The sequence below is a fragment of the Streptomyces sp. UG1 genome (assembly GCF_049974585.1).
In the GTDB taxonomy this organism is placed as follows: Bacteria; Actinomycetota; Actinomycetes; order Streptomycetales; family Streptomycetaceae; genus Streptomyces.
In genome coordinates this window covers 121,416-142,933 of the sequence record NZ_JBNGGG010000020.1, presented here as the reverse complement: position 1 = coordinate 142,933, position 21,518 = coordinate 121,416, and the positions used below count along the sequence as shown (strand labels likewise).

9 protein-coding genes are annotated in these 21,518 nt (G+C 73.8%); 3 read left to right on the top strand and 6 right to left on the bottom strand.

What is annotated here, in order from left to right; genetic code table 11:
- Positions 1–11: 11 nt before the first annotated feature.
- The 6 genes from ACP4J3_RS23095 to ACP4J3_RS23070 are packed head-to-tail and all read right to left on the bottom strand — an operon-like array spanning position 12 to position 5,318.
- Positions 12–1,244: a cytochrome P450 family protein gene (locus ACP4J3_RS23095; RefSeq protein WP_426537375.1), complete on the bottom strand. Its 1,233-nt coding sequence runs from the start codon at positions 1,242–1,244 to the stop codon at positions 12–14.
- Positions 1,241–2,479 (bottom strand): cytochrome P450, encoded by a 1,239-nt coding sequence (locus ACP4J3_RS23090; RefSeq protein WP_426537373.1) that lies wholly within the window; start codon positions 2,477–2,479, stop codon positions 1,241–1,243. The genes ACP4J3_RS23095 and ACP4J3_RS23090 overlap by 4 nt, the downstream gene beginning before the upstream one ends.
- Positions 2,476–3,105 (bottom strand): GTP-binding protein, encoded by a 630-nt coding sequence (locus ACP4J3_RS23085; protein ID WP_426537371.1) that lies wholly within the window; start codon positions 3,103–3,105, stop codon positions 2,476–2,478. Before ACP4J3_RS23085 ends, ACP4J3_RS23090 begins: the two co-directional genes overlap by 4 nt.
- Entirely contained in the window at positions 3,077–3,439 is a 363-nt protein-coding gene (locus ACP4J3_RS23080) for a DUF742 domain-containing protein (RefSeq protein WP_426537369.1), read from the bottom strand. The genes ACP4J3_RS23085 and ACP4J3_RS23080 overlap by 29 nt, the downstream gene beginning before the upstream one ends.
- Positions 3,436–3,858 carry a roadblock/LC7 domain-containing protein gene (locus ACP4J3_RS23075; protein WP_426537367.1) on the bottom strand — a complete coding sequence of 141 codons (423 nt, stop codon included), beginning with the start codon at positions 3,856–3,858 and terminating at the stop codon, positions 3,436–3,438. Before ACP4J3_RS23075 ends, ACP4J3_RS23080 begins: the two co-directional genes overlap by 4 nt.
- Entirely contained in the window at positions 3,855–5,318 is a 1,464-nt protein-coding gene (locus ACP4J3_RS23070; RefSeq protein WP_426537365.1) for an ATP-binding protein, read from the bottom strand. Before ACP4J3_RS23070 ends, ACP4J3_RS23075 begins: the two co-directional genes overlap by 4 nt.
- Before the next feature lie 237 nt (positions 5,319–5,555).
- On the opposite strand from ACP4J3_RS23070, the gene ACP4J3_RS23065 reads away from it, so the two are divergent.
- The 3 genes from ACP4J3_RS23065 (at position 5,556) to ACP4J3_RS23055 (ending at position 21,512) form a co-directional block, all read left to right on the top strand.
- Positions 5,556–5,792, top strand: a complete 237-nt coding sequence (locus ACP4J3_RS23065; RefSeq protein ID WP_426537363.1) for a hypothetical protein — start codon at positions 5,556–5,558, stop codon at positions 5,790–5,792.
- Positions 5,793–6,084: 292 nt separating this feature from the next.
- On the top strand, positions 6,085–7,827 hold the full coding sequence (locus ACP4J3_RS23060; protein ID WP_426537361.1) for a fatty acyl-AMP ligase: 1,743 nt from the start codon (positions 6,085–6,087) through the stop codon (positions 7,825–7,827).
- A 119-nt stretch (positions 7,828–7,946) separates the two neighbouring features.
- Positions 7,947–21,512 (top strand): SDR family NAD(P)-dependent oxidoreductase, encoded by a 13,566-nt coding sequence (locus ACP4J3_RS23055; protein WP_426537359.1) that lies wholly within the window; start codon positions 7,947–7,949, stop codon positions 21,510–21,512.
- Positions 21,513–21,518: the final 6 nt, after the last annotated feature.

Here is a 21,518-nt window from a genome sequence, read left to right as displayed (position 1 = left end):
CTGTGTGCGGCTCACCCCCGCAGCCGGACCGGGATCTCCTGCCAGCCGAACGCGATGAAAGACGGCACCTGACGCAGTTCCTGAGCGCCGACGGCCAGCCGCAGTTCGGGGAAGCGGTCGAAGAGGGACGGCAGCGCGGTCATCGCCTCGACACGGGCCAGCGGGGCTCCGATGCACCGGTGCACCCCGATCCCGAAGGCCAGATGGTCGTCCGCCCCGCGCGCGGCGTCGAAGGTGTCCGCGTCGGGCCCGTAGTGCGCGGGATCGACTCCCGCGGCCGCGAACGTCGTGATGATGGCGTCCCCGGCCGCGATCCGCACGTCCCCGACCTCGATGTCGCTGACCGCGAACCGCAGGGGGAGCGACGCGATCGACGGGTGCACGCGCAGCGTCTCGTCGATCACCGCGTCCCAGCCGATCCGCCCGGAGCGTACGGCGTCCAACTGCTCGGGGTGGGTCAGCAGGGCGACCACCGCGTTGCCGATGAGATTGACGGTCGTCTCGAACCCGGCGCCGATCACCAGCAGCAGCGTGTACAGCAGTTCCTCGTCGCTGAGCCGGTCGCCGTCCTCGTCGCGCACCCGGATCAGCTCGGTCGTCAGATCGTCCCCGGGGTGCTCGCCGCGATACGCGATCAACGCCGGCAGCACCGTGCCGATCTGCCGCTGCACGAACGCCGCGTGCTCCGGACTCGGGTCGGAGGTGTCCATGATCGCCGCTATGAGCGCCGCGGTGTCCTCCCGCAACTCCTCGGGCACACCGAACAGTTCGCAGATCATCCGCATCGGCAGGGGATGGGCGAAGGCGGCCTTCAGATCGACCTCCGGCTCGCCCTTGTCGAGCGCGTCGAGCAGTTCCCGGGTGATCGCCTCCACCCGCGGCCGCATCATCTGCGTGCGCCGCTGGGTGAAGCTCGGTGCGACCAGCTTGCGCAGCCGCGCATGGTCGGAGCCGTACGTCGAGAGCATGTTGACCACGCCCACCCAGCCCAGGATCCAGCCCCAGGAGGGGTGTTCGGCCACCTCGGGCCACAGCCGCCAGTGCCGCCGCGGATCCTTGCTGACCCGCGGATCGAGGATCAGCTCCTTGAGCGTGTCGTAGCCCGTGGGCGCCCACGCGGGAATGCCGCCCGGCAGCTCCACCGGCACGATCGGGCCGAGGGCGCGCAGCCGGGCGCTCTCGCCGGGGATGTCGGCGCCGAACGGGTCGATGGCGAAGCGGTCGATGCGGTCGGACACGGTCACGAGGGATCTCCTGGCTGGTCGGGGGAGCGAGGGCTGAACCGGACGGGCAGGGAGGTCAGCGAGCGGTGGAAGGGACCGGGGCGCCATGTCAGGCGCGCCCGCGGCAGGACCGGCTCCAGGTCCGGGAGCCACTGGGTGAGCCGCTCGATCGCCTCGGTGGCGATGAGCAGCGTGTGCTGCCGGACCGGGCAGGCGTGCGGGCCCGCCGACCAGGACAGGTGCGAGGCGTCGCGGGGATGGCGGCCGCCGGTGTCCTCCCGCTCGGAGAAGTGGGCGAGCGCCCCGTACGAGACGACCACCGGCACCGCGGCCCTGATCCATGTGCCGTGGAAGGACACCGGGCTGCGCGCGTAGTGGATGCCGTAGTTGGCCAGCGGCGTCTCGTGGTGCAGCACCTCCACCACCGCCTCCGTCACGGGGCGGGCGCCGCTGGTGAGGGTGGAGTAGTACAGCGGGTTGCCGAGGATGCGCGAGAGCGCGTTGGACACCAGGTTGGCCGTCGGCTCGTGCCCGGCGCCGAGGGTGAGGAACACCTGCCAGGTGACCTCCTCGGGGGTGAGCCCGGCGGGGTGGTCCAGGAGGCGGCTCGGCAGGTCGTCGCCCCGCTCCTCGGTCTTGGCCGCGATCAGCTCCATCACGTAGCCGCCGAACTCCGCCTCGCCCTCGGCCGCTTCGGCGCCGCCCTCCATCATCTTGCCCAGCGCGGCGTTGAGCCGGTCGCTGTGGCTGTCGGGCAAGCCGAACAGGCTGTTGAACACCAGCGCCATCAGCGGTCGCGCGAACTCGGCGACCAGATCGGCCTCGCCCTTCGGCCCGATCCGGTCCACCAGCACCCGCACCGTCCGGTGCACCCGGGCGCGCAGATCGTGCGGCTCGATCCGGTCGAAGGTGTCGATCAGCGAGGTCCGGTACCGGACATGGGCCGCGCCGTCGGCGAACAGGGTGTTGGGCCGCCAGCGCATCATGCCCAGGATCGGCGAGTCGTCGGCGACCGTCGCCTCCCAGGGCCGCGGGTCGTGCGAGAACGTGTCCGTGTCGCGCAGCAGATCCAGTGCCGCCCGCCGGTCGGTGACGACGTACGCCGGCACACCGGGCGCCAACTCCGCCCAGCCGACCGGCCCTTGGGTGCGCAGTGCGTCGTAGTAGGAGTACGGATCCAGCGCGAAGCCGTCCTCCCACAGCCGCACGGGCGCCGTACGGGGGAAGGCCTGCCGGTCGGGCGATCGGGTGGTCACCGGTCCTCCGGAGCGTGACGGTCGATGAGGTGCTGGACCAGCGCGAGCAGCGCGTCGACGGACGAGTCGGCCTCCCGCGCGTCACACGTCACCATCGGGGTGTCCGCCTCCAGGTCCAGGGCGGCGCGCAACTGTTCCTCGGTGTGATGCCGGGGCGCGTCCGGAAAGGCGTTGAAGGCGACCGCGTAGGGCAGCCCCGACTCCTCCACCAGCCCCAGCACGTCGAACGACGCGTCGATACGACGGCTGTCGACCAGGACCAGCGCCCCCAGCGCGCCGTACGCGATGTCGTCCCACAGCGGCCGGAACCGCTCCTGGCCCGGTGTGCCGAACAGATACAGCACGACCCCGCCCGGCAGGCTGATCCGGCCGAAGTCCACGGCGACGGTGGTCGTCGCCTTGTCCCGCACCCCGGCCAGGTCGTCCAGCGGCGCGGACGCCTCGCTGATCGGCTCCTCGGTGTGCAGCGGCCGGATCTCGGAGACCGAGCCGATCAAGGTCGTCTTGCCCACGCCGAAGGGGCCGGCGACGAGGATCTTGACCAGGTCGCGGGCGGTGTCGGGCAGGTGGACGTCGACCGGCGGGCTCGCCGTGCCGCTAGGGGTGCTTGAGGGCGCGAAGGCCATCGGCCACTCTCTTCAGCAAATCGGGGTCGAAGCGTCCGGCGGGCGGGATCGGAGCCCTGGACGACGCCAGGTCCCGGTCGATCAGCTCGCCCGCCAGGACACGTACGGCGGACACCGGCAGCCGCAGCAGCGCCGCCGCCTCCACGACGGTGAGCGAACCGTCGTTCAGGGCGTCCAGCAGGGCGAGTTGGGCGGCGGGCAGACCGGCGGGCGCGGCGGTGCGGGTGCTGGTGAGCACCGACAGCCGCTCCAGATGGGGGCGGCTGGGCCGGGCCACGCCGCCGGTCGACAGATACGCGGGAACCAGGGGGCGGCCGCCACGGCGGCCGGTCATGCCGGCGCGCCGCCGTCGGCACCTCGGGAGGCGGCGGCCATCGCCTTCCCGCCCAGCCGCGCCACCTGCGAGTGCACCCGGTGCGCGAGCAGATCCAGGCGCACCTCCCCGTCCCCGTACGCGGCCACGCAGGTGCCGTGGTCCGTCGGCACGATCAGCACATACCCGTGGTCCGACTCGATGACGACCTGCCGCACCTCGGCCCGCTCCCGGTCGGCGAACGCGGCGGCCGCCGTCCGGCACGCCCCCTGCACGGTGCTGGTGATCGCCGCGACCCGCTCGGCCGAGGGCCGGGTGAGCGCGTCGGTGTACCCGGTCACCAGCCCGTCCCGCGTGAGCAGCACGGCGGCCACCACGTGCGGCACCTGCAGGATCGGTTCGAGCACCCAGGCGGTGTCTGCGGCATCGCGGCTGGTCATCGAGCCGTTCCCCCTTCGTGTTCATGGTCGGTCTGATCGGTGTCGTCGTGCCCGGTGTCCGACACGGCGGCGCGGTCGTCGTCCGCGGGCTCCCCGGCCGCGGACCGGGCCGCGGCGGTACCGGCCTGCAGCGCCCCCAGCGCCGCGGCGGCCTCCTCCGGGCGGCGTGCCGGGGGGTTCGGTTCGGGCGTGTCGCCGGACGCGGTCGTCGTGCGCCTTCGGCGGCGACGCTGCGGCAGACCGCCGGTGTCCCGTGGGGCATGGTGCCCGGACGCGGCGTCGGAGGCGTCGTCGTGCTCGGTTCCGTACCCGTGCGTGGTACCGGCCACCTCGGCGCGCGCGACGGAGTCGACGGACGGCTCGTGTCGGGTCTCCGCCCGCTCGGCCGGGCGGGTGGAGCGCGCTGCGCTGGCGGCCGGCGGGCGCTCCTCGGGGTCGATACGGCTGAGCAGACGGCTGTCGACCCGCAGCACCGCTCGCACCCCGCCGTACGGCGACGGCGACGACAGGTCGACGTCCAGATCGAACTGCCGGGTGAGCTGGCCGATCGCGGCGAGCCCCATGCGGGGCGGATCGCCCAGTTCGGTGAGGAGGATCGGCTCGGAGCCCGCCACCAGCCGCTGCGCGTGGGCGCGTTCGTCCTGGGTCATGCCCAGGCCCGCGTCGTCGACCGTGACGCAGACGCCGTGATGGACGTGCTCCAGGTTGACCAGCACCTCGGTGTCCGGCGCGGAGTGCCGCAGCGCGTTGTCGAGGAGCTCGGCGACGATGATCGCGACCGGCTCGACGGCGTGCGACACCAGCCCGGTGCCCGCGGTGAGGTGGTTGTGGATCCGGACCCGGTGGTAGCCCGCGAGCCGGGCCTGGCCGCCGGTCACCGCGTCCACCAGGTGCGACTCCTCGCGGGCGAGTCCGACCCAGGCCCCGCACACCACGGCGGCGACCTGCGCCCGCCGCAGCGACTGCTCGTTCTCGTGGTCCAGTTGGAACAGGGTCTGCGCCAACTCCGGTTCGTCGTACTTCTGCTGCAGCCCGCGCAGGGCGTCCTGGAGCCGGTACAGGGCCGCCTGGATCTCGCGGGTCGCCCCGCGCATGCCGGCCTGTGCGGCGGCGTCGATCCGGGTGCGCTGTGCGGCCAGCTCGACGCGCAGCCCGTTCAGCACGTGCTCCAGTGCCGGGCCGATCGGGGTGTCGGAGGTCTGCGGATGCAGCGGGCCCGGAACGGGGACATGGGGATGCGCCATCTGCTGGGCGGCGGCCGGGACGCGCCGGGCCGCCAGATGCTCGATCTCGGCCGTGAACGCCTTGACCGCGCCGTCGAGTTGGCGTCGTAACGCGGCGATCTCGGCCCGCTGGCGGGCCTGTTGCCGCTGTGCGCGCAGCAGCCCGCCGCCCAAGGCGAGTGCGGACACGATGCCGACGGCGAGACCGCCGGTCGCCAGGTCCGGTAATTCGATCATCGAGTCGGTTCCAGAGGTCGGTTCGGGGCAGTCGGGCAGGGCTGGTTCCGAGGGCCGTCGGTGAGCCGCTCGCAGCACAGTACACACCGTCATCGATCGATCTCGCACGGTCGACAGATACTTCGCTTCGAAAGTGAAGGGACTCTGCTCACTTCTGCGCGGACTGTCGGAATTGACGGCCGGGCGGCGGGTACTCGGCGCTCAGGTCAGGAGAAACCAACGCTGGAGGAGGCCCGTATGACCAGTGGCACGGAGACCGGCGGCGTCACCGGTACACAGGACAAGGACTACAACCTGATCTGGTACGTGGAGGCGTGTCTGAGCAACGCGCTGCGGCTGGAGACCTACATCCAGGACGCGGAACGCGGCAAGGACACCGAGGCGGCCGACCTGTTCCGCAAGGCCCAGGCCGACAGCCGCAAGGGCGCCGAACTGGGAAAGTCGCTGCTGCGCACGCGACTGGGCGAGGGCTGAGTCGAGCCCCCACGTGCGGCCCGGACACCGAGATCGACGAGAGTGTCCGGGCTTTCGCCTGTATGGACACCGAGAGGTGCGGTGGATCGGACCCTCGGCTCGTCAACTCGCTTTCGACACGTAGGGTTTACATTCGTTCGGCCTGTCGAACCGTCGCGGTTGCTATGGTGCTACTCGCCGGTAGCAAGCTGGACGGGGGATGGCCGCCGACTGAGCGATCCGCGCTCAACCCGCATCTGACCCTCGAACTCCAGTTCGTCGTCCTTCGATGCAGACAGGTGTGACTCGCAACATGGTTCGATCCCTGGTCGATCTGCTCTCCCAGCACGCCGCGCACCACCCCGACCGCACCGCCTACCGCTACCTCGTCACCGGCGACTGCGACGGCGAGATCCAGGAGATCTCCTACGGCCGTCTCGCCGAGCGATCCCGGGCCGTCGCCGCCTGGCTCCAGGAGCGCGGCCTCGCCGGGTCCCGCGCCATGCTGCTGTACCCGCCCGGCCCGGAGTTCATCTGCGGCTACCTCGGCTGCCTCGCCGCCGGCGTCGTCGCCGTGCCGGGCGTCCCGCCGCAGGGCCGTGCGCACAACCACCGTGCCCTGACCCGGATGAAGCGGCTGATCGCCGACGCCGACGCCAAGGTGATCCTGGGCGGCCGCGAGGTGATCACGGCCCTGTCCGGCCTGGCGGAGCACCTGCCCGAGCTCGACGCCATCACCCGTGTCGCCACCGAGGACATCCCCGACGCGGCCGCCGCCTCCTGGCGCGAGCCCGACCTCACCGCCGACTCGGTCGCCTTTCTCCAGTACACCTCCGGCTCCACCTCCGCCCCGCGCGGCGTGATGGTCACCCACCGGAACCTGCTGGACAACGAGCGGGTCATCACCGAGCGCATGGGCCACACACCGGACGTCATCGCGGAGTACGGCCACGAGATGTTCGTGAGCTGGCTGCCCATGTACCACGACATGGGCCTCATAGGCCCCGTCCTCAACACCATCCACCTGGGTGTCACCGCCACCCTCTTCTCGCCGCTGCACTTCCTCCAGCAGCCCCAGCGCTGGCTGACCGCGATCAGCCGCTACCGCCCGCACACCAGCGGAGGCCCCAACTTCGCCTACGAGCTGTGCCTGAAGCACGCCACCCCCGGGCTCCTCGACGAACTCGACCTCAGCGCCTGGAAGGTCGCGTTCAACGGCGCCGAACCGGTACGCGCCGCCACCCTGCGACGCTTCACCGACGCCTTCGCCCCGGCCGGCTTCCGCCGCGAGGCCCTCTACCCCTGCTACGGACTCGCCGAGGCCACCCTGATGGTCACCGGCAGCACGGTCCGCACCCCGCCCACCCTGCTCGCGGCCCCCGAGACCGGACCGCACGCCGGCCAGTCCGACGCCGCGGCCGTCGGCTCCGGACGCCCCGGCCCCGACGTCACCGTCGTCATCGCCGACCCCGAACGGCGCGAGGAACTGCCCGAGGGCGAGACCGGCGAGATCTGGGTGCGCGGCGCGAGCGTCGCCAAGGGCTACTGGCGCAACGCCCTCGCCACCCGCGAGACCTTCCGCGCCACCCTGGCCGGCCACGACGGCCGCTTCCTGCGCACCGGCGACCTCGGATTCCTGCGCGACGGCGAACTGTTCGTCACCGGCCGACTCAAGGACCTCATCGTCATCGACGGCCGCAACCACTACCCGCAGGACCTGGAACTGACCGCCGAGATGGCCCACCCGGCGCTGCGCCCCGGCTGCACCGCCGCGTTCTCCGTCGACGGCGACGGGGGAGCGGGCGGCGAACAGGCCGTGCTCGTCGCCGAGATCGCCCCGGAGGCGGCCTCCGAGGCCGAGAAGATCATCGATGTCGTCCGCAGCGGGATCGGCGAGGCCCACGGCCTGTCCGTGCGCGACGTCGTCCTGGTCCGGCCGGGCACCATCCCCAAGACCTCCAGCGGCAAGATCCAGCGCCGCGCCTCCCGGGCCGCCTACCTCGACGGCACCCTCGCCGCGGTCACCGCGCCCGCCGAGCTGACGCCGCCCGGCTGATCGTCGTACGCCGACGAGACAGCCGTACGACGTCCGCAGCGGCCGTACCACCGACCCGAACCCGGTGCGTCGTACGGCCGCCCCGCCCGCTGCCCGAATCCACGAGGACACCTCTCCAGATGCCTGCGCACGAGTCCCCGAAGCAGTCCCCCGAGCCGTCCCTCAGCACTGAGCAGGGCGTGCGGGTCTGGCTGGAGTCGGCCGTCGCCGAGACGGCCGGGCTCGATCCGCTCGCCGTCGACCCCGACCGGCCGATCGCCGAATTCGGCCTGGGATCACGGCAGTTGGTGACCCTGGCCGCCGAGCTGTCCACCTTGACCGGCCGGACCCTGGACCCGTCCCTCGTCTTCAACCACCCCACCATCACGGCGCTCACGGAGGCGGTCCTGACCGACGCGCCCGCGCGGACCCCGGTGGAGATCCCCGCGCCGGACGACACCGCCGTGCCGGCCGGTGACGACATCGCGATCATCTCCATGGCCTGCCGGTTCCCCGGCGGCGCCGAGCACCCCGAGGCGCTGTGGCGGCTGCTGGCGCAGGGCGAGGACGCCATCACCGAGGCACCGGCGGGCCGTTGGGACACCCAGGGGCTGCACGACCCCGACCCGGAGGCCACCGGCAAGGCGTACTCCCTGCACGGCGGCTACCTCTGTGGCATCGACCGCTTCGACGCCGCCTTCTTCGGGATCTCGCCGCGCGAGGCCGCCGCCATGGACCCCCAGCAGCGGCTGCTGCTGCGGACGAGCTGGGAGGCGATCGAACGCGCCGGTATCGTCCCCGAGACGCTGAACGGCAGCTCCACGGGCGTCTACATCGGCCTCTACGACAGCGGATACCTCGCCTCCGCCGCCCTGGACCAGCTCGACGGGCACGTCGGCACCGGCTCGGCGGCCAGCGTGGCCTCCGGCCGCATCGCCTACACCCTCGGCCTGCAGGGCCCGGCGGTCACCGTCGACACCGCATGCTCGTCCTCCCTGGTCGCACTGCATCTGGCGGCGCGGGCCCTGGCGGGCGGGGAGTGCGACCTGGCGCTGGCGGGCGGTGCGACGCTGATGGTGACGCCGCGTGGGCACGTCGAGTTCAGCAGGCTGCGCGGGCTGTCGCCGTCCGGGCGGTGCAGCCCCTTCTCGGCCGATGCCGACGGCGTGGTGTGGGCCGAGGGCTGCGGCGTGGTGCTGCTGAAGCGGCTCGCCGACGCACGCCGCGACGGCGACCGGATCCTCGCGGTCGTCAAGGGCTCGGCGATCAACCAGGACGGCCGCAGCCAGGGCCTGAGCGCCCCCAACGGCCCCGCCCAGGAACGCGTACTGCGCGCCGCCCTCGACGCCGCCGGGCTCCAGCCGCATGACCTGGACCACATCGAGGCGCATGGCACCGGCACCCGGCTCGGCGACCCCATCGAGGGCCGCGCCCTGGCCTCCGTGTTCGGCCCCGACCGCCCGGCCGGCCGCCCCCTCGGCGTCGGCTCCCTCAAGTCCAACATCGGCCACACCCAGGCCGCCGCGGGCATCGCCGGCGTCATCAAGACCGTGCTGGCCCTCGGCCACGAACGCATACCGGCCTCCCTGCACGCCGAGACGCCCACCGAGCACATCGACTGGGCGCACAGCGGCCTGCGCGTCGTGAGCGAGGCGCACGCCTGGCCACGGGACCCCGAGCGGGTGCGGCGCGCGGGCGTGAGCGCCTTCGGGATCAGCGGCACCAACGCCCATGTGGTGCTGGAGGAAGCGCCCGAGGACCCGTCCCAGCCGCCCGGCGACCTCCCCGGCACCCCCACCCTGTTCCCGCTCTCGGCCCGCACCCTCCCCGCACTCCGGGGCCAGGCCGACCGCCTCCGCCAAACCATCGAGCAGCAGCCCGAGTTGCCGCTCCCCGCCGTCGCCGCCACCCTGGCCCACCACCGCACCCACTTCGAGCACCGCGCCGTCGTCCAGGCCGCCGACCACGCGGAACTGCTCACCGCCCTGCGCGCACTCACCGAGGACCGCCCCGACACCGACCTGACCGTCGGCCCCCAACAGACCCTCCCCGCGGGCAAGGTGGCGTTCGTCTTCCCCGGCCAGGGATCCCAGTGGACCGGCATGGCCCGCGATCTGCTAGACCGCGACCCGGTGTTCGCCGACGAACTCGACCGCTGCGACGCCGCCCTGCGCCCGTTCACCGACTGGTCGGTCACATCCGTCCTGCGCGGCGACGCGGGCGCCCCGAGCCTGGACCGGGTCGACGTCGTCCAGCCGGTCCTCTTCGCCGTGATGGTGTCGCTGGCCGCCGTGTGGCGGGCGCGCGGAGTGCGGCCGGACGCGGTCGTCGGACACAGCCAGGGCGAGGTCGCCGCGGCCTGCGTCGCCGGGGCGCTCAGCCTCAACGACGCCGCGGCCGTGGTCGCCCTGCGCAGCCAGGTCCTGACCGAACTGTCCGGCACCGGCACGATGGCCGTCGTCGCCCTGCCGCACCCCGAGGTCGAGGCCCGGCTCGCCGACCACGGCGGCGAGATCGGCGTCGCCGCCGTCAACAGCGGCCGCTCGACCGTGATCGCCGGTGCCGTGGACGCCGTGGAAGCCCTGCTCGCCGAACTCGACCGGCAGCGGATCTTCGCCCGCCGCCTCGACGTCGACTACGCCTCCCACACCGACCGGGTCGAGCGGATCCGCACCACGATCCTCGACGAACTCGACGGAGTCACCAGCTACCCCACGTCCGTCGCCTGGTACTCCACGGTCACGGGCGAACCGGTCACCGCCGAACTCGACGCCGACCACTGGTACGCCAACCTGCGCGAACCCGTCCGCTTCGCGCCCACCGTCGAGCGCATGGTCGCCGACGGCCACCGCCACTTCGTCGAACTCGCCCCGCACCCGTCGCTGCTCACCGCCCTGCGCACCATCGACGAGGACCTGGTCGCCGTCGGCTCCCTGCGCCGCGACGAGGACGGCCCCGCCTGCCTGGCCCGCGCCGCCGCCGAACTCCACGTCCACGGACGGCGGATCGACTGGCGCCGCCTGGTCCCGCAGACGACCCCGGCCGACCTGCCGACGTACGCCTGGGACGAACAGCGCCACTGGACCGAGCCCGCCACCGCGGCGACCGTCCCCGGCTTCTTCGACCGCGCCGCGCACCCGTTGCTCGGCATCCAGCTCCAGTCGGCGGACGAGACCCGCTGGACCTTCCGCAGCGAGTGGTCCCCGGCCACCGCCGACTGGCTGCCCGACCACACCGTCTTCGGCCGGACCGTGCTCTCGGGCACCACCCTGATGGAACTGTGCCGCGCCGCCCTCACCGCGGCCCGCCCCGACACCCCCGCCGACGTCACCGACCTGCTCCTCCTGACCCCTCTCACCCTGCCCGGCACCGGCACCGTCGAGGTGTCCGTCGAGGTGATCACCGCCGGGCCGGTACCGGAGATCACCGTCCACAGCCGCCCCCGCGGCCAGGAGCCGACGGACTGGACCCTGCACGCCACCGCGTCCGCCGCCGACCCGACCGCCCCGCCCGCCGCCGAGCCCCCGGCCTGGCCCGAGACGTCCGAACCGGCCTGGCACGAGGACACCTACGCGCACCTGACCCGGCTCGGCCTCGGCTACGGCCCCGCCTTCCAGGGCGTACGCCAGGCCACCGCGACCGGCGACGGGACCGTGCTGGCCCGCCTCTCCCTGCCGCCCGTGGCCCGCGACACGGCCGACCCCTACCCGGTGCACCCGGCACTCCTGGACGCCGCCCTCCAACTGGCCGCCGCCCTCGACGCCTCCGACCGGCGTGTGCTGCTGCCGGTCGCGGTGGCCCGCTGCGTCCTGCCGCCCGGCGGGGCGACGGAGCTTACCGCGGCGGTGCGCCGGACCGGCGGCTCCGGCACGGACCTCACCCTGGACGTGGCCCTGTGGGACACCGACGGCTTCCCGGCGGGCCGCCTGGAGGGCGTGCGTCTGCGGGCCGCCGATCCGGCCGACCTGAACAGCGGTTCCGAGAACGGTCGGCATCTGTACGAGGTGGCGTGGACGGGCGTCGCAGGTGAGGAGGAGGACGCCGACACCGTCGTACGGTTCTGGCCCGGGACGACAGCGGACACCGAACCGGCCGCCGCAGCCCACGAGCTGGCGGCCACGGCGCTCGCCGAATTGCAGGCCCTGATCGCGCTCCCGCCGGAGGAGGCGCCCGCCCGCACGGTCTGGGTGACTCGTGGAGCCGTCGCGGCGGCCGACGGGGACACCGTTTCCGGGCTGGCGCAGTCGGTGCTGTGGGGGCTGGCCCGCAGCGCCCGTGCCGAACATCCCGACCTCGGGCTGACCTTGCTCGACATCGACGTCGATGAAGCGCCCCCGCTCTCCGTCACGGATGAGCCCGAACTCGCCCTGCGCGGCGGCGAGTTGCTCGCTCCGCGCCTGGTGCGGGCCCGCCCCGCGTCCGCCGAGGGAGCCGTGCACATCCCCACCGACGGGACGGTGCTGATCACCGGCGGTCTGGGCGCGGTGGGCCGCCACATAGCCCGCATGCTCGCCGAGAACGGCGTCCCCCACCTGCTGCTGACGTCCCGAACGGGCGCCGACGACCCGCGCGCGGCCGACGTCACCGCCGAACTCACCGCCCTCGGCACCGAGGTCGAGATCGCCGCGTGCGACGTCGCCGACGCGGCGGCCGTGGCGGACGTACTGGGCCGTATCGGGTACCTGCGCGGCGTCGTGCACTGCGCCGGAGTCCTGGCCGACGGCGTGGTCGCCGAGCTGAGCCCCGAGCGCCTGGCACAGGTGCTGCGCCCCAAGGTCGACGGCGCCGCGCACCTGCACCGGCTCACCGCCGATCACCCGCTCGACCTCTTCCTGCTGGTCTCCTCCGCCGCCGGCGTCGTCGGCAACGCGGGCCAGGCCAACTACGCCGCCGCCAACGCCTTTCTCGACCAACTCGCCCAGCACCGCCGTGCCCTGGGCCTGCCCGGCGTGTCGGTCTCCTTCGGCGCCTGGGCGGGGGAGGGGCTTGCCGCCGAGCACGCCGACCTGGAGAGGATGGCCCGGCTCGGCCATCGTGCCCTCACCCCGGACCAGGGCCGCGACCTGGCCGAACTCGCCCTGCGCCGCGACTCCCCCCACCTGGTCGCCTGGGCCCTGGACCTGCCCCGGCTCAGGGCCGCCGCGCCCACCGACGCACTGTGGCGCTCCCTGCTCCCCACCACCCGCCCCGCCCAGCCCGGCAGCCGCACCCTGGCCGACCGACTGGCCCGGCTGCCGGAGCCCGAACGCGCCGCACGCGTGCTCGCCCTGGTCCGCGAGGAAGCCGCCCATGCGCTCGGCCTGCGCTCGGCGGAGTCCGTCCGTCCCGACCAGCCGCTGCGCGACCTCGGCATGGACTCGGTGACGGCGGTCGACCTGCGCAACCGCATCAGCGCCCGCATCGGCACCAAGCTCCCCGCCACCCTGCTCTTCGACCACCCCACGCCGACCCGCCTGAGCGAACACCTGCTGACCGGCGCCCTGGCGACCACGGCACGCCCGAGCCGACAGGCCGCACCCGCACCCGGGCCCGCCTCCGACGAGCCGGTGGCCCTCGTCGCCATGGCCTGCCGGCTGCCCGGCGGAGTCAGCGACCCCGAGGGCCTGTGGCGCCTGGTCGCGGAGGGACGGGACGCCGTCGGACCGTTCCCGGCGGGACGGTGGGACGTCGAGTCGCTGTACGACCCCGACCCGGACGTGCCCGGCAAGTCGTACGCCCGCGAGGGCGGCTTCCTCGACGACATCGAGTCCTTCGACGCGGGCTTCTTCGGCATCACCCCGAAGGAGGCGGCCGCCATGGACCCGCAGCAGCGGCTGCTGCTGGAGACGGCCTGGGAGTCGCTGGAGCGCGCGGGCATCGTGCCGGCCGAACTGGCGGGCAGCACCACCGGCGTCTACGTCGGGATGTTCGGCAGCGCCTACCTGTCCGGCACCCGCCTCGACCAGCTCGACGGCTACGTCGGCACGGGCTCCGCCCTGAGCGTGGCCTCCGGACGCCTCGCCTACACCCTGGGGCTGAACGGGCCCGCGCTGACCGTGGACACCGCGTGCTCCTCGTCGCTCGTGGCGGTGCATCTGGCGGCGCAGGCGCTGCGCGCGGGCGAGTGCGATCTGGCGCTGGCCGGCGGCGTCACGCTGATGGTCACGCCGCAGACCTTCGTCGAGTTCAGCCGGCTGCGGGGCTTGTCCCCGACCGGCCGCTGCCGCTCTTTCTCCGACGCCGCCGACGGCGCCATCTGGGCCGAGGGCGCCGGGATGGTCGTACTGAAGCGCCTCGGCGACGCCCGGCGTGACGGCGACCGGATCCTGGCCGTGCTGCGCGGCACCGCCGTCAACCAGGACGGCCGCAGCCAGGGCCTGTCCGCGCCCAATGGACCCGCGCAGGAGCAGGTGATCCGCCGCGCCCTGGACCGGTCCGGGCTGCGGGCCGAGGACATCGACCACGTCGAGGCACACGGCACCGGCACGACCCTGGGCGACCCGATCGAGGCGAACGCCCTCGCGGAGGTCTTCGGCGACTCACGCGCCGAGGGGCGCCCGCTGTACCTGGGCTCGCTGAAGTCCAACGTGGGGCACACCCAGGCGGCTTCGGGCGTGGTCGGCCTGATCAAGGTCGTGCAGTCCCTGCGCCACGAGACCCTGCCACGCACCCTGCACGCCGACCCGCCCAGCCGCCACGTCGACTGGACGGACAGCGGCCTGCGCGTGCTGAGCGAGGCGCACGCCTGGCCACGGGACCCCGAACGGGTGCGGCGCGCGGGCGTCAGCGCCTTCGGGATCAGCGGCACCAACGCACATGTGATCGTGGAGGAGGCGCCCCAGTCCCAGTCCCTGGCGCCAGATCCCGTCGACGAGCCGCCCGCCGGCAAGCGGCTGTTCGTCCTCTCCGGCCGCAGCGAGGCCGGCCTGCGCGGGCAGGCCGCCGCCCTGGCGCACCACCTCGCCGACGACTCTGCCGCGCTGCCGGACCTCGCCCACACCCTGGCCCGCCACCGCAGCCACTTCGAGCGGCGCACGGCGATCGTGGCCGAGGACCGGGACGAACTGCGGTCCGTGCTGGGCGAGTTGGCATCCGGGCAGATCCCGCTCCCCGCGCTCCGGGAGGAACAGACCGGCAAGATCGCCTTCGTCTACGCCGGGCATGGCGGTCAGTGGCCCGGCATGGGCCTCGACCTGATGCGGGAGTCGGAGCCCTTCCGCGAGGAGCTGACGCGGATCGACGAGGCGGTGCGGCGGCACGCCGGCTGGTCGGTGCTCAACGCCCTGCGGGCTCCCGAGGAGTTCTCCCCGCTGGAGCGGACCGAGTACCTGCAGCCGACGCTGTTCGCGGTGAACGCGGCACTGACGGCCGCCTGGCGCTCGCTGGGCGTCGCCCCGGACGCCGTGACCGGGCACAGCCTCGGCGAGATCGCCGCCGCGTACAGTGCGGGCGCCCTCACCCTGGACGACGCCGTGGCCGTGGTGACCGGGCGGGCCCAGGCGGTCGTACCCGTCGCGGGCAAGGGCGGCATGCTGTCCCTGAACCTGCCGCGCCCCCGGGTCGAGCAACTGCTCGCCCCGTACGCCGGCCGCCTCTTCGTCGCGGCCGTCAACAGCCCGCACTCCACCGCCGTTTCGGGCGCCGCCGACGCGCTGGCCGACCTGCGCCGGTGCCTCGACGAACAGGGCATCGAGGCCCGGTCGCTGTCGACGCCGTTCGCCTCGCACACCCCGCTGATGGCACCGTTGCGCGACGACCTCCTCGACCGCTTCGCCGGCCTCCGGGGCAGCCGCAACCACACCGCTCTGTACTCGACGGTGCTGGCGGAACCCGTCGCGGGCGACCGCCTGAACCCCGAGTACTGGTACGCCAACCTCAGCGAGCCCGTCCGGTTCGCCCACACCATCCGCCGCATGCTGGACGACGGCTACCGCTACTTCGTCGAGCTGAGCCCGCACCCCTCGCTGGGCTCCGCCATCGAGGCGGTGGCGGCCGAGGCCGGAACCGACGCGGTGAGCGTCGGCTCGCTGCGCCGCCAGCACGGCGGGCGGGACGCACTGCTCGGCAGGCTGGGGGAGCTGTACACGGCCGGCCACACCCCCGACTGGCGGGCCCTGTTCCCGGCGGGCCGCCGCGTCGACCTGCCCACCTACGCCTTCGGCCGCGAACGCCACTGGCTCGCCCCCGCCCCGGCCACCGCGACCGGCGCCTCACCGCTGCTGGGCACGCACGTCGAGGCCAGCGACGAGGCCGACCGGCACATCTTCCAGAGCGAGGTGGACCTGCGCGACGGCCGCTTCGCCTATCTCACCGACCACCGCGTGACCGGAGAAGTGTGGCTGCCCGGTGCCGCCTTCCTCGGCATGGCGCTGGAGGCGGCGTCCGTCGTGCGGGACGGAGGTGACGTAAGGCTCGACGAGGTGCGGTTCCTCCAGCCGCTGCGTCTCGACGAGTCCCGGCCGACCCGGCTGCAACTCGTCCTGCGCCCCGCCGCCGACGGCTTCCGGGACTTCACCATCGCCTCGGCGGCCACCGGCGGCGGACAGCGCGCAGGCTGGGAGCGCCACGTCGCCGGACGCATCGCCGTCACCAGCGCCGAAACCGCCGCCGATCCGCTCGCCGCCCTCCGCGAACGGTGCACCGAGCAGGTCGACCTGCCCGGCGTCTACGGCGCTCTCGCCACCCTCGGCATCGAGTACGGCCCCGCCTTCCGAGGCCTGGAGTCCGGCCACCGCACCCACTCCGCCGCCCTCGCCCGGCTCGCCAACCAGCCCGCCGCCGGCCATCTGCTCCACCCGGCCGTCCTCGACGCCGCCTTCCACACGGCCGCGCTGCCCGCCGATGCACCCCAGGGACGGGCGTTCGTGCCCGCCGGAGTCGGACGCCTCCGTCACACCGGGCTGCACACCACTCCCGTGTGGGTGACCTGCGAGCTCCGGTCCGTGTCCGGGGACACAGCGACACTGGACCTTCGCCTGTACGACGAGAACGACCAACTGCTCCTGGAGGCGGAGGAGGTCGAGCTGGCCGCGCTCTCGCCCTTGGACGGGGCGCTCTTCGAGACCCGCTGGCAGTCGCGCCCGATCGCCGGCGAACCGCCCGTGCGCGGAAGCTGGCTCATCCTGGCCGACGAGACGGGCATGGCGGCCGAACTCGCGGAGCGGCTCGGAAGCGAGGTGCCGTATGTGATCGCCCGAAGGGGGCAGTCGTTCGCCGCCGAAGGCTCGGGCAGTTACGTCCTGGACCCGGCCGACCCGCAGCACCTGGCGCGCCTCCTCGACGAGGCCTTCGCGCACGAACCACCCGAGCGGATCGTCCAGTTGTCCGCCCTGGACGCCCCCGCTATCGAGGACGCCGGTACGGCGAGTGAGGCGGCCCGGCTGTGCTGCCTGAGCACGCTGCACCTGGTGCGCTCGCTCGCGGATCGTTCGCGGGGCGGCCGGACGCCCCGCCTCTTCGTCGTCGCACGGGGCAGCCAGGCCGCCGGTGACAGCACACAGGTGACACACCCCCAGCAGGCGCTCGCCTGGGGCTTCGGGCTCGCGGTGGCGCAGGAGCACCCCGAGCTGCGGACCACCCTCGTCGACCTGCCGCCGACGGACGGCGCCGACGCCCTGTGGACCCAGTTGCGGCACGCCGACGACGAACGGCTCGTGGTGCTGCGCGGGACCGGACGACTGGTACCCCGCCTGGCCCGCACCCGCCCCGACGACGGCGGCCAGGGCACGATCACCCCGGACGGCGTGTACCTGATCACCGGTGGCCTCGGCGGCCTCGGGCGGGTCGTCGCCGAGCGGCTCGCCGGACGGGGCGCCCGACGGCTGGCGCTGATGAGCCGCGGCGTGCCCACCCGGGACGCCCTCGGCTGGATCCGGACGCTCGAAGAGCGGGGCGTGACCGTGCACCTGGCACGCGCGGACGTCGCCGACCGCGCAGGGCTGACGGCCGCCCTGGACGCCGTACGCCACGCACTCGGCCCGATCACCGGCGTCGTGCACGCGGCAGGCGTCCTGGACGACGCCACGATCGCCAACCTGACCGACGAGCGCGTCCTGCGCGTCCTCGCCCCTAAGGTCCTCGGCACCGCCCTGCTCACCGAACTCACCCCGGACGCGGCGGACTTCGTGCTGTTCGCGTCGGCTGCCGGTCTGCTCGGCTCGGCCGGACAGAGCCCGTACTCGGCGGCCAACGCCTTCCTCGACGCCTGGGCCCACCACCTCGCCCGCAGCGACCGGCGGGCGCTGAGCCTGGACTGGGGCGGCTGGTCCGGTGTCGGCATGGTGTCCGAGTCCGGCACCCGCGAGGCCGAGACCGCCCGCTCGGGCCTGGTCGCCTTCTCCGCGCAGGACGGCGGCGAGCTGTTCGAACGCGTGCTGAGCACGGGCCGCCGCCAGCTCGCCCCACTGGCCCTGGACTGGGAGATGCTGGCCCTCGACCCCGGCGCCGCCCGCACCCGCCCGATCCTGGCCGACCTGGTCACCGTCCTCACCGGCACACCCGGCACGGACGACCTGGTGAAGACGGTGTTCGCGGCGACGACCGACACCGAGCGGACCGCACGCCTCGAGGCCTACGTACGCGCCAGGATCGGCGAGGTCTCCGGCGGCGCGGTCCAGGTGTCCGCGACCACGGCCCTGAAGGAACTCGGCCTCGACTCCCTGATGCTGGTGCGCCTGCGCAACACCTTCGCCCGCGAACTCGGCGTCGAACTGCCCGCCGCCACCGTCTTCTCGGCCGCCGACATCCGCGGCCTCGCCCAGGCCCTCGGCACGGCACTGCCCGAGCGGGAGACAGCGCCGGTCGACGAACCCGAGCGGACGGTGGACGAACCCGAGCGGGCGGCAGAGGTTCCGGCGACCGAATCGCACGCCGCGACCCGCGACGTCGTACGGCTGCTGCGCAGCGCCCAGCCGGGCATGCCGGACGCTGCCCACGCCGTCGGCCTGGCGGTACGCCTGATCACACCGACCACCCGCGAGGCGCTCACCGGCATCCTCGCCCGCCTCACCGCACGGCACGCGGCCCTGCGCACCGCCGTCGTCACCGCCGCCGAAGGCGGACGCCTGCTGAACGTGCACCGCGAACCGCCGGAGCCCCTGCTGCGGTGGACCGTCGTGCCGGACGGCACCCCCCTCGACCCCGCCGACCAACTGCGCGAGCTCCTGGAGCCACCCTTCGACCTCGCCGCCGCGCCCCTGTGGCGATTCGAGCTGTTGGACGGCGGTGAGCGCGGCCAGTTCCTGGTGTACGGCGCCCACCACGCCGTCAGCGATCTGCAGTCGCTGCTGCTGGTGGCGGGCGAGATCGACGCCGAGCTGTCCGGTGCGGCGCTCGGCGACACCGTCACCAACCGCGACGTCCATCTGCTGATCGAGGCCCAGCGGACCGGTGAGCACGCCGACGGGAGCACCGACGCGAGCGACTGGCGCGAGGCATTCCGGGGCAGCGCGCGCCTGGACCTCGCCCTGAGCCGGCCGCGCCCGCAGACCCGCTCGTACCGCGCCGGCAGCGTCACCGTGCCGATCCCCGACGGGTTGACGGACCGGATCTCGGCCGCCGCGAGCCGCCTGGCCGTGACGCCCGCCGCCTTCTGCCTGGGCACCCTGACCGTCCTGCTGGCCAGGAAGCGCCGGCGGGAACGTTTCGTCCTCGCCGTGCCCGTGGACACCCGCATCCACGCCGACGCCTACGACGCGGTGGGCTTCTTCGGCGTGCCGGTGCCCTTCCCCGCCGAGGCGAACGCGGGGGAGCGGATCGAGGAGGTGCTGCGCCGCACCGACGGGCGCCTGGAGCGGGTGCTGACCAAGGGCGCCATGTTCTCCGACGTGCTGCCCGCGCTGGCCGAACAGGGGCTGTACCGGGCGAACGCGCCGCTGGTGGAGGTGTACTTCAACTACGTACGCGCCGCACGCGGGCTGACCGGCCTGGAGGTGCTGCCGGCCGGGACCGGTTACTCCGACCTCGACCTGATGATCACCATGACCCCGGACGCGGGCCGGATCCGCCTCGACCACAACCTCGACATCCTGGACGCGGCGACGGTGGCCGAGCTGGGGGAGGAGTTGCTGGGGCTGCTGGCGGAGACGGCCGAGGACCCGTCGGGGCGGGTGAGTACGGTTGCGCCGCACGCCGAGTCGCCCCGCAAGCTTGCTCTCGCCGCCACCTTCGCCCTCGGCAACCTGCCGCTGATGTGCGAGACGGCCGTCAACGAGTCGGCGCCGGACGGCGGCGTGACGACCGTCGCGGAAGCCCCGTACCACCATGTGACGGCGAGCCTGCGCGACCCGTCCGGCGTGTTCGCCGACCCGGCCACGGCCGTGGGCGTCGTCCTGCTGCGGGCGACGGACCTGCAACGCTTCGGCCCGATCGACGACACGCTGCTCGCCGAACTGCGCACCGCCTACCCGGCCGCCCTGCGCGAGGTGGCCGAACGCACCCGCAAGCCGCTGATCGTCGGCTTCCTGCCCACCGCACAGGTCGAGGACCGCCTCGAGCGATGGGAGCAGGAGATCGCCGCCGAACTGGCCGAGGTGCCCGGCATCGCCGTCCTCGGCCCCGACGACTGGATGCGCCACCATCCCGTCGACTCCGTCTTCGACGAGCGCACCGAACGCGCGGCCCACCTGCCGTTCACCCCGCCCTTCCAGGCGGCCGTCGCCCTCCGCCTCGCCGAAGCCGTCCGGGCCGTACGCCGCCCGGCGCCCAAGGTGATCGCGGTCGACGGCGACGAGACCCTGTGGGGCGGCGTGGCCGGCGAGATCGGCCCCGAGGCCGTGGACCTGACCGGCCCGCGAGCCCTGCTGGCGCGCCGGCTGCTCCAGTGGCGCTCGGCGGGTGCGCTGCTGGTGCTGGTCAGCAACAACGACGAGGACACCGTCCGCGCCGTACTCGACCGCCCGGACAGCCCCCTGAAGGCGGACCACTTCAGCGTGCTCTCCGCCGCCTGGGGCCCCAAGCCGACCCGCCTCGCCGACGCGGCGCGCACCCTCGACCTCGGCCTGGACAGCTTCCTCTTCCTCGACGACAACCCGGCCGAGATCGCCAAGATGCGCGCCGCGCTGCCGCAGGTGCTGTCGGTGACCTGCCCGCCGACGGCCGAACTGCCCCAGTTCCTGGGCCGGTTGTGGCCGCTGGTCCCCGCCGCGGCGACCGCCGAGGACGCGCTGCGGGCGCGGTTCTACGCACAGGAGCGGGAGCGGGACGCCGTACGGGAACAGGCCGGATTCGAGGAGTTCCTGGAACAGCTCGAGCTGGAGGTCGAGGTCCGGGCGCTGTCCGACGCCGATGTGCGGCGGGCCGAGCAACTCGTGCGCCGCACCAACCAGTTCACCCTCCGAGCCCGCTCGGCCGACGGCGGCGACGTCGCCCGGTGGCGCGAGCACGGCGAGGTCTGGACGGCGTCGGCCCGTGACCGCTTCGGCGACTACGGCCAGATCGGCCTGCTCGCCGTGCGCCCCGAGGGCGACCAACTCGACGTCCTGGCCTGGCTGATGAGCTGCCGGGCGCTCGGCCGAGGCGTCGAGGAACGGCTCCTGCGGTGGCTGGCCGAGCGCGCCGAGGAACTGCGCTGCGCCAAGGTCCGCCTGTCGGCGGAACGCACCGCGCGCAACACCCCGGCCCGCCGTCTGCTGGCGGCACTGGGCGGCGGCGACCCGGACGACGACCGACTGGAGGCCGTCGCCACACCGGAGTACCTGAGGACGTTCCGCTCCTGGCGGCGGCGATGACGGTAC